Below are 14,748 nucleotides of genomic sequence, written 5' to 3' on the forward strand. Positions count from 1 at the left end.
TTTTCGTTTAGATTCTTGCGTGATAGTAGCGGATCACCTTGTGAGCGATGTAGTTAAAGAAAATGACGATGATCAGCAGTATAAGGGCTGACAGCATCAGTGCTGCATCGTACATGGGTATGGTCATCATTTCTCCATAATTGTTCGCCAGTAATGCGGGAAGCGGGTACCCTGCAGAAAACAAACCTTTAGGAACCTGTACCACATTTCCTACCACCATCAGCACGGCTATGGTTTCCCCGAATGCCTTGCTCACCCCCAGTGTGAAAGAGGCAATGATTCCCGGTTTTAATTTTCTGACTATTACATCCTTGATAACCTGCCAGTAGCTTGCTCCAAGAGATAAAGCCGATTCTTTCAGTTCGATAGATACCGACTCAAACAGCTCAATCAACATATTCAGAATAAAAGGCATCACCGAGAAGGAAACCACAATACCGGCAGCCAGAATGGAATAGCCCGTTGCATTTCCCGCTCCGTAAGAAGTCGCCAAATCTCCAACGATCGGCACAATGGTCATGACTCCCCATAGCCCGAAAATGACGGAAGGAATCCCTGCCAGGATATCAATGACCGATCGTAGAGATCGGGCCAACCATGCCGGAGCAAACTGGGTAATGAATATCGCAGCAGACAGACAAACCGGCACCATAAAAAGCAGGCCCATCAGGGACACTATTATGGAACTACTAATGAAGGGCCAAAGGCCAAACTTACCCTGCATAGGTGACCATTCACTACCCAATAACACATCGATTAGTCCCGATGGTGCTAATAGCGGCCATGCCTTATACAAAAGTGATAATCCTATTGCAAAAGGCAGGAGCAGGATGATCCCGAGAGCCACCTGCATCCAACCTTTTCGAAGGTACTCATGAGAAAGCCGCTTCGTGATAGTCATGTTTATAATTTTTGTTTTTGAGCGTTAATCACTTTTTCACTGAGGAGAATATATCCGTTCTCTTCTATGAACTGCTGCCCTTTGTCCAGCACCCAGTTTAAGAAGGCTCTAACAGCCGGGTCAGTCGGTTCACCTTTCGATATCAGGTAAAGTTCCCGTGCCGGTGGGGAAGGATATCGTCCATCGGCTATAGCTGTAGTGATGTCACCGATGTTATCGTAGAAATCTTCTTCAGGATCAATCTTTCCATTTTCATTTACATCGATAGGGATGACCTCCAGTCCGGGATATTTATTACCTGTCTTCAGGTCGTAGGCATAAATGACGTTATTGAAGCCTAAAGCATTCGGCTCTTTTTTCACTGCCTCAGCCAGCCCCGGATCGCCATATACTGCAATTCCTTTCAGATCCTCCTGCTCGGCTCCTCCAAGGTATTTGGCCCAGGTGGCTGCTGCACCCGCAGCATCCGAACGGGTAAAGACACTTACTTCATACGCAGAGTTTTTCCATTTCTGTTTTTCTTCTTTCAAGAAATAGCTGGCAAGTTGCTCTCGCGTCAACCCTTCTTTTTTTAGTTGCTCCAATACCGGATTTTGATCACTAATCGTAGGAATAACAGCATCCTTCGTGACTGATACCCACCAGACTCCCTGATCTTTTTCTTCCTGTTTAATGTCACGGGAAAACATGCCCAGGTCAGTAGCTCCGGCCAGAACATCGGCCATTCCTTTTCCAGCTCCACCTCCGGAAATGTTGAACCTTATATTAGGGTACTCTTTTCTGAACTCTTCTGCCCAAACGTTGGCCAATGGATAGAGCGCGAAAGCTCCTGAAATGGAAATAGAGCCTTCCAGTTGTTCATTGTTAATTGCTCCCGTTTTTTCTGATTTCGCAGCATTTTCTTTTGACCCGGATACACATGAATTGATTCCCAGGATAAGTACTGCATAAATTGCCAGAGATATAATAAGGGAGAATGATAAAGTCTTTCTATTCATGATTTCAAGGATTTAGTATTTTTATTTAATTAACTCTATGGATTTTATATAGTATTTGGATATAGATTTAACTGGGTTACTTTTTGAACATATCAAAGGCGTTGAAGGATAGCTCTATGTAAAAGAAATCCGAGCTTGTAGCATGTTCGTTAAGTGCTGCCTCTTGTCTGTTCTGAACAAACTCTCCCATTGTGTAATGCGTGTATCCAATATTGGCATCAATGAACTTCGTAGGCACAAATCTTACTCTTGCATCCAGTCCATGGCCCAGAAATGTTCCGCTATTACCTGTAACATCACGATTATTTGATCCTGCTAGCAGGTTGTTAAACCTGTCCGTGGAGCTTGCCAGCCAATAGAAGCTATATCCACCATCAAATTTTACCCCCTTTACAGGTTCAAATTCCAATTTTAGTTTTGGAGTGATAATATTTTCGGGAATCACATAATCATCCGATGACCAGGGCCGGGCAAAACCAAAGAAGCGCTCAAAACGATTGTTTACATTATCGTTAGGGTCTTTATCTCCACTCACATGCCCATAGAACAAACTCACTCTGGGTTTGGATTTGATCTGCTGGAACTTGTATCCCACTTCTGCGGTAACAGCATACGCATTATGGTCCAACCCATTGTCTTCCCCAAATTGTTGTGTGTAGGTAAAGTCGTAGTTTATATGGTTGCTATTGAACCAACCGTAAAACCGGATACCAGGGCTATGAATGATACGTTCACGGTTGTTGTTTGCTGCTGCCGGTCGTTGTTTGAGTCCCAGATAATACGGCTCGATTGTTAATGCATCAGACCACTTTCTCCAATGCCCGATTACTGCCCAGAAATCACGATTATTGTCTGTTTTGTCAAACTCATCAATCAGTCTATTTATAGGTCTTAGAGCTAGTAAGTCCAATTGCCAATCATTTTTTTCTTGTCCCAGAGTTGTTCTCAGTCCAAGGAAATTGTTGGTTGTATTACGCCAGCGATTTAAACCAATTAACCTTCTGTCTGTAAACTCAAATGCCTGGCGTCCGAAACGAATAAATAAGGCACGAGAGTTGCCCAAATCGTCTTTACCCAGTGCATTCTTAAAGTGAAGTTCTGCGTAAGCCTGGATCAATTCTGCCCGGTTAAAATCCCGATTATCAGGAGCAAACTTTCCGTTAACCCGATGCGCATCTTCAAATTCAATTACCGCACGAAAAGGATCAATGATGTTTTTTATTCCTATATAAGCCCTGGATCGAAGCAGAAGCGGGTAATCCGTTGTGATCACCTCTCTTCGCAAATCATTATGCCGTACCTCAAAACGAGCCCTGTAATCGAGTCCTACATCAAGCCAATCAATTTTTTCGGCACCTTTGATTCCTGTTTTTCCCAATTCTCTAATGTATGAGGGAGGATCGGTTTCCCGCTTTGTACCGTATGAACCGGGCTCAATATAGTAGCTGGTTTTTGAGGGTTGACTTAATTTTTCAGCAGTGGTATCTGCTGGAATATCTTGAGCCGATACGAACCCTGAGGTACCGGATAGCAGAATTGTATATATGATTTTTTTCTTCATTGTTTTGTATTTAGTTAATTAAGCCTATCGGAATTATAGACTAATTGTTTAAAATAAAAATCACATTGCTATGATTCCGACCAATTTTTAATTGCTTGTGATTAAGTTATCAGGAACAACAACTTTCCGAATGTGAGGCATGTCTTTTTTTCATCGTTTTTAATTTATAATTCCCTTTGATCTTGGGTAGGTTGAAGCACCTTGTCAGTTTATGAAACTCTTCAGGTTGCCATAGGATCGCAGAGCCTACTCTCTTACCTATTCTCTATAAATTTTGGTCACTTAACTGCCTTGGCAAGGCAAATGTAATAAGAATTTTTTATTTGTACTATTACTCTATAGTTTAAATAGAGTATAAAAATCAAAAAGAACCCAAAAATGCCTTTCTCTGCGAGAAAACGAACAATTATTTTTTTCTCTTTTTTTTGAGCAGGACTTTTTCTCTTTCAACCAGGGTTTTTAGAGTCTCGTTTTTGAAGATTCGAACAGATTCATTTCGTACCTTCAGAAAGGCTTCCCTTATAGAACAGGTATCTTCATCCTTGCACTCCTCACAACGTTCATAAAACCTGAAAGTAACACAAGGTAGCAAAGCAATGGCTCCATCAAAAAGCCGAAGTACCTGGGCTATATTTACCTCTTCAGGTTTTTTACGCAGGTAATAACCACCACCTTTACCTTTTTTACTTCCCAAAATCCCGGAATTTTTCAGGTCAAGCAATATGGTTTCCAGAAACTTCTGCGGAATATTTTCCTCTTCTGCAATGGTACTAATTAAAATTGGTCCTTCTCCATATTGCCTGGCAAGGTGAACCAGTGCGTTTAGAGCATATTTGGATTTTTTCGATATCACAATTACAAATATATCATTTAGTCTATTATATGTGTAGACTTAAAAAAATTATCTATTGTTGAAAGGTCCGAGGCAGCTACTTTCCTGGCCAACGTAACCGCCTCTTGTATAAATGGAGAGTTGCCGATGATCTGGTCAAAATTATACTTTTGATTAACCCGGCTTTCCAATTCTTTGATCCTGAACTGAAGCTTGGATTTTTCCAGGGCTTTGCTCTCCAATGGAAGAATTCTATTATTATCATCCCCTTTCACCAGGTAATCGAAAGCACCGTTTTTGATAGCCTGCACACCATGCTTAATGTTACCGTAAGCGGTCAGGCAGATCACTTCCGTCTCTGGAGAGATTTCTTTGATCTCTTCCGTGAGTTCAACACCATTAGCATCAGGCAACTTCACATCGCAGATCACAACATGGACTGCCTGATCCTGCAGTATTCGTATCCCGTTACTGGCTTTATCAGCAGCCAGTACTTCATAACCTTCATACTCCAGCGTCTTGGCCAGCAAACTGCGGATATCTTTCTCGTCATCTACTATAAGAATGGTATTGTTCATTGAAACCAAAGTTACCGAAAACTAAAAGAGAAACCAGAGTGGGATTATTTAACTTGCATTTTGGTTTGCTAACTATCGGGGAGTTCGGTTAAATACTCAAATGTATGAATCTGAAAAGCACTTGTATAATAGTATCTGCAGATCAGAAAATACAGTGCTGCAAAGAAGAGATTTTTAAAAGCAGAAAGCTCAATAACCAGAGCAGGAATCGGCAAGAATTGTTGCTGATCTTTACCCCATTATTACTAATAAAACAACCAGGTCGATTTTACATTAGAGTTAGGCGTCTGAATTACTCTCTCTCGGAAGTTTTACCTCCTTCAGACTTATTCATCTCCGAAAGCAAATGCCTTAACACAATTTCTGAAAGTCGTTCCATCTGACGGATCATCTCCAATGCCTCATCTTCAGTTAGATGTGAAAATTCCTTTTTTGCCCTTATTCTGTCTGGGGTAACGTTATGTTTTCTTTTCCCATTGGACATAGTAAACAATTAAATAATGTAAAACCGGATAGGGGAGTTGAACTATTGCTAATTAACTGATTTTTAATTAATTAACACGGAAATATTGACGAAATTACAAATTATAAAGAAAATTTCTCGAACCTATTAAATACTGTAAATGATTGAAAATCAGTAAAAAAGACAACTTACTGAGTTGTCTTTTTTACTAGTAGCGAGGACGGGAGTTGAACCCGTGACCTCAGGGTTATGAATCCTGCGCTCTAACCAACTGAGCTACCTCGCCAGATTCAGTTCTCAGTCTGCAGTTTTGAGTTCTCAGTTACTGTGAACTATTCAACTGTCAAACGGAGCGCAAACTTACAAACATTGCTTTTTATTTACCAAAAGGTTTTTAATTTTTTATTTAAATTGGTCGTCTCATAAAAATGCCATATATTAAAAAATCTTAAAGAGGTGCATATGAGCAGGCATTTGTTTACAACGGACTTTGAAATTAACGCATCCACCAAAATGTTGTACCCTTATTTGAGTACGGCAAGTGGTTTGTCTCAATGGTTGGCTGATGATGTTACCATTAACGAGGATAAGGTTTTTAATTTCATCTGGGATGAAGAGGATCACAAAGCCAGAATGGTATCACATCGTAATAATCACTATGTAAAGTTCGAATTTCTTCCGGAAACTGAAGATGATGCTGAGGACCCCGCGTATTTTGAGCTCAGGCTTGAACTAAACGAACTCACACAGAGTGTTTTTATCAAAATAACGGACTATTCGGACATGGATGACAATGAGGAACTGTTTGATCTTTGGCACAGTTTAGTCGAGAATCTAAAAGAAACAGTGGGAGGGTAATAATTCTGATCAGGATTATTTATTTTTGGCTTTCTTTTTGATGCGAGTACTGGAATGAAGAAGATTGACAAGCTTATACTGTCCTCATTTTTAGGGCCATTTTTCCTGACATTTCTGGTAGTGGTGTTCATTCTGCTTACCCAGCATATGCTGAAATATTTCGATGATATTGTCGGCAAAGACCTGGGGGTGGATGTGCTGGCTCAGCTATTCTTCTATTTTGCAATCTTCATGACACCCATTGCCATACCCCTGGCAGTGCTGTTATCCTCTTTGATGACCTTTGGTAACCTCGGTGAACACTTTGAGCTCACGGCCATCAAAAGTGCCGGTATTTCACTGTTGCGAGCTTTGCTGCCGATCTTCGTTTTTGTGCTGGCCCTTACTGTGCTGGCTTTTTATTCCAACAATTATTTTGTGCCCAAAGCTGCTCTTGAGGCCTATAGCTTGCTATACGATATCAAGCAGAAAAAACCCGCGCTGGATTTGAAAGAAGGGACTTTTTATAATGGCATTCCGGAGTTTAGTATTAAGGTGAATAAAAAACATGCCGATGGACAGACCATTGAAGATGTGATTATCTACGATCATCGCAATCAGAGTGGCAACAAGAATGTTACCCTTGCTGATTCCGGTGCCATGTATACCATCCACAACGACAGGTACCTGAAGCTGGAACTATTTAACGGCCATAGCTATGCCGAGGGCTCGGCTGCTTCAAAAGCAACGTCTTCCAATAAGGCCGGCAAAAATGATACCTTTCGCAGAGCCAAATTTTCACGTAGCGAATTTGTGCTCGACTTGTCTTCTTTTGACCTCGACAGAACAGATAAGGACCTGTTTAAAGGCAACAGGATAATGCGTAACCTGAGGCAACTGAAGGGTGATGTGGATTCTGTGAGGCGTGATATAATGGAAAAGAAATTACAGGTGTATGCCGATGTGCCTTATGCATTTTACTTTCACCTCAGAGAAGACTCTGTGCTAATGCCTGAAAACCTCAGAAGGTTTAAGGTGTATAACGATTCTATAAGAGCGGAGGAGGAGCGTATAAAAAGGGAAAAAGCAGATCGTCAGGATAGTATAAACAGAGCAAGCTATAGTGAGAAATATAACAAAAAAGGTGCGGAAGGAAAGCCCCAGGAAACAACCGATATAAAGGAGAAGAGGGAGTATGAGGAGCAGAAGAAAGCAGAGGAGGCTGAGAACAAAGCCAAAAGAAAGGCGGCTAATGAAAATAATAAACAGCAAAAGGCTCCTGCCAAGGCCAGTAAGTTAAGACCTGAATCAAATATTACCGGTGAAATCAAGGACGGTAAAGCGATCAGGGAGCAGAAACCACAAATTATTCCTAAAGAAGGAGAACTCGCTAAGGCTGATTCAGTAAAAACCACAGGGGATGTAGTGGAGGAGCTGATGGCTGACAATGAAAAGCTTGACCGTGTATTACAGTCTTCATTAAATATGGTACGGCAGGGTAAAAGTAAGCTGCAAACCAGCAATACCAGAATAGAAAGGCTGAACTACGAGAAAAATGTATTTGAAATACAGTGGCATAAGATCCTGGCTAATTCCCTTGCCTGCATCATTATGTTCCTGATAGGAGCGCCACTTGGGGCCATTATCAAAAGGGGAGGGCTTGGAGTGCCGGTGCTGGTATCCATTATCTTCTTCATTATCTTTTATGTGATCAGTATGACTGGTGAGAAATGGGCCAAACAGGACATGATAGATCCTATGGTTGGTATATGGGCAGCCAACGCTATTTTGTTGCCTGTTGGACTCATATTTTTAAGACAGGCCCGTAATGACGCCCGGCTGTTTGATTCCGATTTCTACAACGTGATGGCGGACAGATTTAAAAGTTGGTTTGGGAAGCGAAAAAAAAGAACAGAAGATAGTAATTAATTGTTTGGTAATTATCGAGTGGCTTAATACCTTTGCGCTTTATTTATTTAAAACATTAACATTTTAACTAAGCATGTATTTACACACCGAGAAGAAACAGGAGTTGTTTGAAAATCATGGCCGGTTAAAGTCAAAGCAGGATACAGGATCTCCTGAGTCCCAAATTGCACTTTTTACCTACAGGATCAATCACCTCACTGAGCACATGAAGAAGAACAAGAAAGACTACTCCACTCAGCAGGGGCTTTTAAAGCTTGTGGGTAAAAGGAGAAAGTTATTAAACTTCTTGCACAAATCAGATATCGAAAGATACAGGGCGATTATCGCAGAATTGAATTTAAGAAAATAATCAAAAAAGGGAATCCACGGATTCCCTTTTCTGCCTTTGATACCTTTCCTGATTCAGGCGCCCCACGCTAGGATTTTTTTTAAATACAAATTGACAATATGCAACTTAACGTAATAACCAAAGCTATTAATTTACCTGATGGGAGAACCATCACCATAGAGACCGGCAAATTGGCGAAACAAGCCGATGGATCTGTGGTTGTTAGAATGGGCAATACAATGATACTTGCCACTGTAGTTTCTACTCCGGAAGCCAAAGAAGGGGTAGACTTTTTACCTCTATCCGTTGATTATCAGGAAAAATTTGCTTCAGGAGGAAAAATACCGGGTGGTTTCCTGAAGAGAGAAGGAAAATTATCCGATTACGAAGTATTGATCAGCCGTTTGGTGGACAGAGCTATCCGTCCGATGTTCAATGACGACTACCATGCCGATACACAAATTACTATCTCATTAATTTCTGCTGATGAAGAGGCTTTGCCTGATGCACTGGCAGCATTGGCTGCTTCTGCTGCACTATCAGTATCCGACATACCATTTAACGGGCCTATCTCCGAAGTGCGTGTTTCACGCATCAACGGTGAATATGTGGTGAACCCTACTTTGAGCCAAAATAAAGAATCTGACCTCGACCTGATCGTAGCCGCTACTATGGACAACATACTGATGGTAGAAGGAGAGATGAAAGAAGTTTCGGAAGATGATATGCTGGAGGCCATCAAGGTAGCTCATGAAGCTATAAAAGTACAGTGCCAGGTGCAGCTCGAACTGCAGGAGGCTGTAGGTAAAACACAAAAAAGAGAATACAGCCACGAAACAGACGATGAAGAATTAAAAGCAAGAATGCACAAGGAGCTTTACGACAAGGCTTATGCCATTGCCAAAAGCCAGGGCTCTAAAAATGAGCGTTCCGAAGGGTTCAAAAAGCTAAAAGAAGATTTCCTTGCCACTATACCTGAAGATGCTGAACTGGATGAAGCCATGTTTGCCAGGTATTTCAAGTCTATCCAGAAAGAAGCAGCGCGTAATCTTGTGCTGGAGGAAAAGAAAAGGCTGGACGGAAGGGCGCTTGATCAAGTGAGACCTATTTGGTCGGAGGTAAACTATTTACCATCAACACACGGATCAGCAGTTTTTACCCGTGGTGAAACGCAAGCGCTGGCTACCGTTACACTCGGCACTAAAATGGACGAGCAGCTTATTGACGGAGCTATGTTCGAGGGTTCAAACAAATTTATGCTACATTATAACTTTCCTGGTTTTTCAACTGGTGAGGTAAGGCCTAACAGAGGTCCCGGCAGGAGAGAGGTAGGACATGGTAACCTGGCCTGGAGATCACTGAAGCAGGTGCTTCCCACAGAGAATCCATACACGATCAGGATAGTATCGGATATTTTGGAGTCTAACGGTTCTTCTTCAATGGCTACTGTTTGTGCCGGTGCACTGGCGCTTATGGATGCGGGTATCCAAATATCATCACCGGTGTCTGGTATTGCCATGGGTATGATCTCGGATAGCAAGACAGGAAAATATGCTATTCTTTCCGATATCCTCGGAGATGAAGATCACCTCGGTGATATGGATTTTAAAGTAACAGGTACTGAAAAGGGTATTACAGCCACTCAGATGGACATCAAAGTAGACGGATTGTCTTACGATGTGCTAAAGCAGGCCCTTGAGCAGGCAAGACTGGGAAGACTTCACATCCTGAACGAAATGAAGAAGACCATGTCTGAGCCTAATCCTGACCTGAAACCTACCGCACCTAGATCAGAAGTGATGACCATTGATAAGGATATGATCGGAGCTGTGATCGGACCAGGTGGTAAGGTGATACAGGAGATCCAGAAAGAAACAGGCGCTACAATCGTGATCGAAGAGGTGCAGAATAAAGGTGTTGTTTCTGTATTTGCCGTGAACAAAGATTCTATGAATGAGGCGCTGAAGCGCATAAAGGCAATTGTAGCTATGCCGGAGATTGGCGAGGTCTATGATGGTAAGGTAAAATCCATCATGCCTTTCGGAGCATTTATTGAATTTATGCCTGGTAAAGATGGACTGCTTCACATTTCTGAGATCAAATGGGAGAGATTGGAGAATATGGAAGGCGTGCTCGAAGTTGGTGAAGAAGTAAAAGTGAAATTAGTAGACATTGACAAGAAAACTGGTAAATTTAGACTGTCCAGAAAGGTACTATTGCCAAAGCCCGAACGAAAAACTGAAAAAAAGGAGGAAAGCAGTAATTAATTTGGCTTCTCATTTTTCATTTGGAACTTTATTTTATAAAATTGGTGTTTGCCTAATGGTCAAAAGTAAATTTAACAGACACAACTTGAATGAGACAGCTTAAGATTAGCAAGCAGATTACGAACAGGGAGAGCCAATCTCTGGACAAATATCTGCAAGAAATTGGTAAGGTTGATCTACTAACACCGGATGAAGAAGTAGAACTGGCGCAGAGGATAAAAGAAGGTGACCAATTGGCACTGGAAAAGCTGACCAAAGCAAACTTGCGCTTCGTAGTATCTGTTGCTAAACAATATCAAAACCAGGGGTTATCGCTCGGTGATCTGATCAACGAGGGTAATCTGGGTTTGATCAAAGCTGCTCAGAGGTTTGACGAAACCAGGGGATTTAAATTTATTTCCTACGCGGTTTGGTGGATCAGGCAATCTATACTTCAGGCTCTTGCTGAGCAATCTCGTATTGTGAGGTTGCCGCTGAACAGGGTAGGGTCGCTCAACAAGATCTCCAAGACATTTTCAGAATTGGAGCAGAAGTATGAACGCGAGCCATCTCCTGACGAGCTAGCTGAGGTTTTGGAAGTAACTACCGCTGAAGTGGTGGATACTATGAAGATCTCAGGTCGGCATGTTTCTATGGATGCACCCTTTGTACAGGGAGAAGAAAATAGTTTGCTCGATGTTCTGGAAAACGACCTTGAGGAGACTCCTGATTCAGAGTTGATGAATGACTCACTGAGGAGAGAGGTGCAGAGAGCATTATCTACGCTTACTCAACGTGAAGCAGATGTAATATCACTTTACTTCGGATTGAATGGAGAACACTCAATGACGTTGGAAGAGATTGGAGAGAAGTTTAATCTCACCAGGGAACGTGTAAGACAAATCAAGGAAAAAGCTATCAGAAGACTAAGGCATACATCCCGAAGCAAGGCGTTGAAGCCCTATTTAGGATAGTTATGAAGACATAGGTAAAATTGATTAGGTCTCGGGGAAACTTGAGACCTATTTTTTTTAGTTTTGCAGTATAACTGACATGAATTGAGACGATATAAAACAATTTTTGATTGTAATAAAATTTTAGAAGAAATAATGACAAAAGAAAATGCTAAAGTACTGATCATTGGTTCCGGTCCTGCCGGATATACTGCTGCCATCTATGCTTCCAGAGCGGGTTTGAACCCGATAATGGTAACCGGAGGTCAGCCAGGCGGACAACTAACCACCACAAATGATGTTGAAAACTATCCGGGCTATCCTGACGGCATCAATGGCCCTCAGATGATGGTGGATTTTCAGAAGCAGGCGGAACGTTTTGGTACGGATATCCGATACGGAATGGCAACGGCAGTAGATTTTTCAGGATATCCTCATAAAGTGATTATCGATGATAAGTATGAGATCATAGCCGAATCGGTCATTATAGCCACAGGCGCCAGCGCCAAATATCTTGGACTGGCTTCGGAGGAAAAATATTATAACAAAGGGGTGTCTGCCTGTGCGGTTTGTGATGGCTTCTTTTACAAGGGTAAAGAGGTAGCCGTTGTTGGTGGTGGAGATACAGCGGCAGAAGAGGCTACTTATCTGGCCAATCTTTGTCCGAAGGTTTATCTTCTGGTACGCAGAGATGAAATGAGGGCTTCGCAGATCATGCAGAACAGGGTGAAAAACACTCCAAACATTGAGATTCTGTGGAATACTGAAACTGAAGAGATCCTCGGCAATGAAGAGGAAGTGACTGGAATGAGAGTGGTTAATAATATTACCGGTGAAAAGAAAGATATTGATATTAAGGGCTTCTTCGTAGCTATTGGCCATCAGCCAAATACCGATATTTTTAAAGATTACCTGGAAATGGACGAGACAGGCTACCTGAAAGTACAGCCGGGTTCTTCCAAAACCAATATACAAGGGGTATTTGCCACTGGCGATGCCGCGGATAAAGTCTACAGACAAGCTGTAACAGCAGCAGGTACCGGCTGTATGGGAGCGCTAGACGCAGAAAGATTCCTTCAGGCGAAGGAGATCCATACGGTTTAGTTGAAAGTGACATAAAACAAAGAAGGCCGGTAGTTAGCATTACCGGCCTTCTTTGTTTTTCGGTGAGTCGGTGATCTGTGGTCGGTAATTAGTAATAGGTAATCAGTATCTGTAAAAAATAAATAACCCCCTGTCTCTTTCGAAACAAGGGGCGTAAAAACTAAACTATTAACATTATGCGTAGCGTTTCATGCTATTCCATGCACCTATGCCGCCCACCAGGTTGTAGAGGTTTTCAAAACCCATACCCGCCATGATCTGGCATGCCTGTCGGCTTCTGTTTCCGCTTCTACAGTACACCAGATACTTTTTCGATTTATCAAGCTGCGACACCTGATTTGCAAAATCCGGTGACATCAGGTTGATCATCTTATAACCTGGTATCGTGCCCTCTGCTTTCTCTGCAGGAGTCCTCACATCCAGTACCACCACATCTTTATCTTTCATCAATTCCTGGAATTCCCCGGCATCAATGTTTTCATATTTACTCGTCTTCTTTCCAAATCCAAACATCATCTTTTTCCTTATTTATCAGTTATTGGCCATTTGTCATTGGTCACTGGTAATTTGCTAGTAACCAGCAACCAGTGACCAGAAGCAACCAGTCTTACACCAATGCTTCTTTTGTATTGAACTCTTTTATTGCTTCGCTCAAATCATACACCTGGGTATTGAGTTTTTGAGCAAGTATACTTGCACCCGCAGCAGACCTGTAACCTCCGGCACAATGTACCACCACAGGCTTGTCAGCATTTACCTCGGCAGCCCGTTCTCTCAGTTCAGGAAGTGGTATATTAACCGCATTCTCGAAAAACTTGCCACCCGCCACTTCAGAGGTATTCCTGATATCTACTATAGTGTATTTAGCCGGGTTTTGTCTGAAATCCTGCAAGTCCAAAGCGCTTTCCGTTACCGGTTTTTCACCGGCCACGATTACTGCAGCTCTGATGTTGGCTTCATAACCGATCTTAGCCGCACGCTTTACGCCTCTGTCCAACTCTTCTCTGTTATCAGCTACCAGGTAGAATTTTTCGTCAGGACCAACAATGGATCCCAACCAGGTTTCAAACTTGTCATTCTCATTATTTTGAATGTTGATCGCTCCTTTCAGGTGTCCTCCCTTGAATTTGCTTTGATCGCGAACATCAATTACAAGCGCGCCTCCCTCAATTTTATCAGCTCCTTCGGTGTATTGTACCTTTTTGATACTCTCTTCCATTGATTCTGCACCTTTTCTGTTCAGCTCCACATCGTAAGGGAAGTATTTTGGTATAAACGCCTGTCCTTCCAGGTAGCTCGCAATAAACTGATCTTTCTCTTTCAACTGAAATGCCCAGTTTTCCTTCTTTTCTCTACCAATAGTGCTGTATAGGTCATCGCTCATATTTTTACCACACAAAGACCCTGCACCGTGAGCCGGGTAAACCACTACATCTTCATCAAGCTTGTCAAAGACAGTTTGAAGGGTTTCGAACATCATTCCAGCCAGCTCTTTCTTGTTCACCTTGATGTTTCCGGCACCTTCACGTAAGTCTGGCCTTCCTACATCACCCACAAACAGAGAGTCTCCTGTGAAAACTGCGCTTTCTTTCCCTTTCTCGTCAAGTAGAAGGTAAGAATTATGGTCAGGCGAGTGGCCCGGGGTAAATAAAGCCCGGACGGTCACCTGCCCGATCTTTACCTCATCGTTATGCTCCATTGGTTTGTACTCATAAGAGACACCTACCTTTGGGTTGACATAAATGTCAGCGCCAAATTTCTTTTGAAACTCCAGGTGGCTGCTGGCAAAGTCTGCATGTGGGTGTGTTTCAAACACTGCTACGATCTTGCCATTGTGTTTTTTTGCAAAGTCAAGATAAGGTTGCGGGTCTCTTCCCGGATCAACCAACGCTACTTTTCCATCGCTTTCAATGGCATAAGAACCATGTGCGAGTGCCTTATCATATATTTGTTCAACTTTCATAATTCAATTCAGATTTAAAACTTAATAATCACTTTAATTATTTTTACTACAAAAT

Annotated in this window: 14 protein-coding genes, 1 tRNA gene and 1 riboswitch; of the genes, 6 read left to right on the forward strand and 9 right to left on the reverse strand. The window is 42.1% G+C overall.

The features are described from left to right. Nucleotides 1–7 precede the first annotated feature (7 nt). The 7 genes from pstC to C900_RS02395 all read right to left on the reverse strand — a co-directional run bounded on the left by pstC (nucleotide 8) and on the right by C900_RS02395 (nucleotide 5,619). The gene (pstC, locus tag C900_RS02365) at nucleotides 8–901 is read right to left on the reverse strand and encodes a phosphate ABC transporter permease subunit PstC (RefSeq protein WP_009577955.1); all 894 of its coding nucleotides are present in this window, start codon (nucleotides 899–901) and stop codon (nucleotides 8–10) included. Nucleotides 902–903: 2 nt separating this feature from the next. Next, on the reverse strand, nucleotides 904–1,899 hold the full coding sequence (locus C900_RS02370; protein WP_009577956.1) for a PstS family phosphate ABC transporter substrate-binding protein: 996 nt from the start codon (nucleotides 1,897–1,899) through the stop codon (nucleotides 904–906). Between the two features lie 76 nt (nucleotides 1,900–1,975). After that, the gene (locus C900_RS02375) at nucleotides 1,976–3,460 is read right to left on the reverse strand and encodes an alginate export family protein (RefSeq protein ID WP_009577957.1); all 1,485 of its coding nucleotides are present in this window, start codon (nucleotides 3,458–3,460) and stop codon (nucleotides 1,976–1,978) included. A gap of 161 nt (nucleotides 3,461–3,621) precedes the next feature. After that, nucleotides 3,622–3,734, reverse strand: a riboswitch (SAM riboswitch). Nucleotides 3,735–3,866: 132 nt separating this feature from the next. Beyond that, nucleotides 3,867–4,313, reverse strand: coding sequence for an RrF2 family transcriptional regulator (locus C900_RS02380; RefSeq protein WP_009577958.1), 447 nt, complete (start codon nucleotides 4,311–4,313; stop codon nucleotides 3,867–3,869). 17 nt (nucleotides 4,314–4,330) lie between these two features. Further along, on the reverse strand, nucleotides 4,331–4,870 hold the full coding sequence (locus C900_RS02385; protein WP_009577959.1) for a sigma-54-dependent transcriptional regulator: 540 nt from the start codon (nucleotides 4,868–4,870) through the stop codon (nucleotides 4,331–4,333). A gap of 292 nt (nucleotides 4,871–5,162) precedes the next feature. Then, entirely contained in the window at nucleotides 5,163–5,354 is a 192-nt protein-coding gene (locus tag C900_RS02390; protein ID WP_009577960.1) for a hypothetical protein, read from the reverse strand. A gap of 191 nt (nucleotides 5,355–5,545) precedes the next feature. Beyond that, a tRNA-Met gene (locus tag C900_RS02395) sits at nucleotides 5,546–5,619 on the reverse strand. A gap of 176 nt (nucleotides 5,620–5,795) precedes the next feature. Between C900_RS02395 and C900_RS02400 the strand changes: the two genes are divergently transcribed. From C900_RS02400 to trxB, 6 genes are all read left to right on the forward strand, one after another. Next, nucleotides 5,796–6,191, forward strand: a complete 396-nt coding sequence (locus C900_RS02400) for an START-like domain-containing protein (RefSeq protein WP_040495295.1) — start codon at nucleotides 5,796–5,798, stop codon at nucleotides 6,189–6,191. 54 nt (nucleotides 6,192–6,245) lie between these two features. Further along, a complete protein-coding gene (locus C900_RS02405; protein ID WP_009577962.1) occupies nucleotides 6,246–8,099 on the forward strand; it encodes an LptF/LptG family permease in 1,854 nt (617 codons plus the stop codon). 73 nt (nucleotides 8,100–8,172) lie between these two features. Further along, complete coding sequence (gene rpsO / locus C900_RS02410; RefSeq protein ID WP_009577963.1) at nucleotides 8,173–8,448, forward strand: 30S ribosomal protein S15; 276 nt, start codon at nucleotides 8,173–8,175, stop codon at nucleotides 8,446–8,448. A gap of 98 nt (nucleotides 8,449–8,546) precedes the next feature. Continuing rightward, nucleotides 8,547–10,694 carry a polyribonucleotide nucleotidyltransferase gene (gene pnp / locus C900_RS02415; RefSeq protein ID WP_009577964.1) on the forward strand — a complete coding sequence of 716 codons (2,148 nt, stop codon included), beginning with the start codon at nucleotides 8,547–8,549 and terminating at the stop codon, nucleotides 10,692–10,694. An 89-nt stretch (nucleotides 10,695–10,783) separates the two neighbouring features. Beyond that, nucleotides 10,784–11,647 (forward strand): sigma-70 family RNA polymerase sigma factor, encoded by an 864-nt coding sequence (locus C900_RS02420; protein WP_009577965.1) that lies wholly within the window; start codon nucleotides 10,784–10,786, stop codon nucleotides 11,645–11,647. Between the two features lie 135 nt (nucleotides 11,648–11,782). Beyond that, entirely contained in the window at nucleotides 11,783–12,730 is a 948-nt protein-coding gene (gene trxB, locus C900_RS02425; RefSeq protein ID WP_009577966.1) for a thioredoxin-disulfide reductase, read from the forward strand. 174 nt (nucleotides 12,731–12,904) lie between these two features. Here the strand turns inward: trxB and C900_RS02430 are convergent, their stop codons facing one another. Together C900_RS02430 and C900_RS02435 are read right to left on the reverse strand one after the other, a co-directional pair. Continuing rightward, nucleotides 12,905–13,246, reverse strand: a complete 342-nt coding sequence (locus C900_RS02430) for a rhodanese-like domain-containing protein (RefSeq protein ID WP_342662384.1) — start codon at nucleotides 13,244–13,246, stop codon at nucleotides 12,905–12,907. 91 nt (nucleotides 13,247–13,337) lie between these two features. After that, nucleotides 13,338–14,693, reverse strand: a complete 1,356-nt coding sequence (locus C900_RS02435; protein ID WP_009577968.1) for an MBL fold metallo-hydrolase — start codon at nucleotides 14,691–14,693, stop codon at nucleotides 13,338–13,340. Nucleotides 14,694–14,748: the final 55 nt, after the last annotated feature.

This window comes from Fulvivirga imtechensis AK7, from assembly GCF_000331535.1.
Lineage (GTDB): Bacteria > Bacteroidota > Bacteroidia > Cytophagales > Cyclobacteriaceae > Fulvivirga > Fulvivirga imtechensis.